This is a genomic window from Candidatus Eisenbacteria bacterium, from assembly GCA_030017955.1.
GTDB lineage: Bacteria > Eisenbacteria > RBG-16-71-46 > JASEGR01 > JASEGR01 > JASEGR01.
In genome coordinates this window covers 1-3,029 of record JASEGR010000151.1, presented here as the reverse complement: position 1 = coordinate 3,029, position 3,029 = coordinate 1, and the positions used below count along the sequence as shown (strand labels likewise).

At 52.7% G+C, this 3,029-nt stretch carries 2 protein-coding genes; both read right to left on the bottom strand.

Features of this window, described 5'->3' with window-relative positions:
• Positions 1–101: 101 nt before the first annotated feature.
• Positions 102–1,505 (bottom strand): pyridoxal-dependent decarboxylase, encoded by a 1,404-nt coding sequence (locus QME66_13135; GenBank protein ID MDI6809891.1) that lies wholly within the window; start codon positions 1,503–1,505, stop codon positions 102–104.
• Positions 1,506–1,796: 291 nt separating this feature from the next.
• Positions 1,797–2,942, bottom strand: a complete 1,146-nt coding sequence (gene asnA, locus QME66_13130) for an aspartate--ammonia ligase (GenBank protein MDI6809890.1) — start codon at positions 2,940–2,942, stop codon at positions 1,797–1,799.
• Positions 2,943–3,029: the final 87 nt, after the last annotated feature.

Below are 3,029 nucleotides of genomic sequence, written 5' to 3'. Positions count from 1 at the left end.
CGTCAGAGGGGCGAGAAGCCCCTATGAAAGTGTCGTGTCCCTGGGCAAAGACATATACAACGAATTTCCAGGACACGACACTAGTTCCGGGCGATCTCAAGCTATTTGGCTGCTTGCCGGATCATGCGCCATGCTTCCTCTACATGGCGTGCTTCAGTGTTGGTCTGGCCGACGCAGAACCACAGTGTGTACTTGCCATCAAGAGTAGTGTGGGTCAGATAAAGCTTCCCGCTTCGATTGAGATTGTCCAACAGCCGCCGGTTGATTTCATCTCCTCCAACATGCCGGAAGCAAACAAGATTCAATGGCGGAGGAACAGCGAGCTCGAATTCTGGTGACTCCTCGACCCACTTTGCAAAATTCTGGGCCTGCTCAACGTGGCATCTTATGTGATGGCGCAAGCCCTCGATTCCATAGTGGCGAATGACGAACCAGAGTTTCAGGGAACGGAAACGCCTTCCGAGAGGAATCTGCCAGTCCCTGTAGTCAATGACGGCTCCTGATTCCGTGGCTTTGTTCCGCAGATACTCCGGCAGTATGCTCAATGTCTTGATCAGGCTGGCCCGGTCAGCCACATAGAAACAGTCGCAATCAAAATTCGTGAACATCCACTTGTGCGGATTGAAACAATAGCTGTCGGCAAATTCGATTCCGTCGTGGATATACCGGTACTCCGGGCAGATTGCGGCGGTACCGGACATTGCGGCATCTACATGAAGCCAGAGGTTTTCATCGCGACAGATGCGCCCGATCTCCGGCAAAGGGTCTATGGCATTTGAAGATGTAGTCCCGACAGTTGCGCACACGAAACACGGAACAAGTCGTTTCTTGCGGTCCTCCTTGATTTGCTTTGCCAGTGCATCCGGGCGGAGAGCAAAGTGATTATCTACTTCAATCAACCGGAGATTATCGCTGCCAAGTCCGGCGATCCTAATTCCTTTCTCGATGGAAGAGTGCGCTTGAGTTGAGGCATATGCCGTGAGACGGCCATCGCAGCCCTGTTTGTTGCTCCCAAAATCCGTCGCCCGCTCACGGGCTGCCAGAAGAGCACACAAAGATGCGCTCGAAGCGGAATCCTGGATTACTCCGCCGCCGGCGCCCTCAGACTTGAATGCCGCCGGTAGTCCAAGCATGTCAACGAGCCAGTCCAATACATGAGTTTCAAGCTCAGTGCATGCCGGGCTCGTTGCCCAAAGCATGCCCTGAACTCCCAGACCTGACGCAAGGAGCTCACCCAGAATTCCAGGACCTGAAGCATTTGCCGGGAAAAAAGCAAAAAAGTTCGGCGATTGCCAATGAGTAATTCCCGGGACAATCAATCTATCCAGATCGCCAAGAATGGTTTCGAAAGGTTCACCGTGGAGAGGCGGGTCAGGCGGGAGCGAAGCGCGAAGCTGGCCGGGTTGAACGTGGGGCAATACCGGAAATGACTCTATCTTCTGGTAGTACTCAGCAATCCAATCCACGACGGCTCGACCGTGCCGACGGAATTCTTCCGGACTCATGTGGAAACTTTTGTCTTTGGGCACAGACTCTCTTTCGACCAGATGGCTGTCGCCAATTCCCTGCGCTGCTTACATGGAATGCAAGACCAGGAGAAACTGCATCATTCCAGAAATTTCGGGGGAATGGGGTTTCCCGGCCCAGAAACATCATTTGTGAGAGAGGCGACCCACCAGCGCGAAGATTGCCATCATTATCACACTTGCGGGGGTTTTCTTGCTGCCCGGCCCCTCTGCCATCGCCAACTCTTTTCCTCAGGGAACAACGATTTCACAGAAAAGACTTGCGCCCTTTTACTCAAGGACATGAATATTCTTTTTCCTGCATATGTCCTTGAGTATCTTCGGCCATACGGTGACGCTCACCTCTCCAAGATGCGCCTTCTTGAGGATACTCATTGTCGTGCGAGACTGGCCGATGCCGCCGCCAATGCTCAGCGGAGTCTCGCCGCTAATGATTCCACTGTGATAAGGCAGTTTGAGCCAATCGAGTTGGTGAGTCATCTCCAACTGCTTCCTGAGTGTCTCAGCGTTCACACGGATGCCCATAGAGGTCAGCTCATGACGGCGCTTAGTTACTGGATTCCAGACCAGAATGTCGCCATTCAGGCCGTGCATGAGTCTGCCGTCCGAAGATCTGGTCTCTGTTACCCAATCATCGTAATCTGCAGCCCGCATCTCATGCGGGTAGCCGTCCTTCAGTGTCCAGCCGATCCCGATGATAAAGATAGCCGGATATTTCTGCAGAACTGCCGTCTCGCGCTGCTTGCGCGGCAGATCCGGATACATATCCAGGATCTCTTCTGCATGCAGGAAGGTGATCTCATCTGGAAGATCGGGATACTTGTTGGTCTTCAGCTGTGGATACATCTTCTGAGCATGGAGCTCGGCGCCCTTGATGACCTTCCAGATCTTTCTGACCGTATCCTTCAGGTAGTCCAGGTTGCGTTGTTCGGGAGTAATAACCTTCTCCCAGTCCCACTGATCAACATAAGAACTATGATCGTGATCGAGGAAGTAGTCCTTGCGCACGGCACGCATATCGGTACAGAGACCCTCACCGGTTTTCATTCCAAACTGCCTCAGCGCCGGACGTTTCCACTTAGTGGCCGCCTGCACGACCTGGGCATCGATCGGATGCTTGTCATAGTCGTTAGAAATGTGGAATTGAACCGGCGTGCGTGAACCGTCACGGTCAAGCATGTCATTCACGCCGCTTTCAACATCCACGATCAGCGGGACTTCGACCATTATCAGGTTGAGTTCCTTGCACAGATTCTGTTCAATGTAATTTTTCACTGCATAGAGGACCTTCTGCGTTTCCTTCGGCGTGAGCAGGGAACTGTAGTCACTGGGCAGGATTTTCTCCAGATCTTCATAGTTCCCTATGCCGGGCCCTGCCAGGTCTGCTTTCTTGTCTGCCATTGTTTTCTGTCCCATTGAATTCCCCCGTGTTTGTCCTAAATCGCCTGTACTAGTGTAGTGCGTCTAACGCTTCTTTACATTTGGTGACTTTGGCCAGGATGC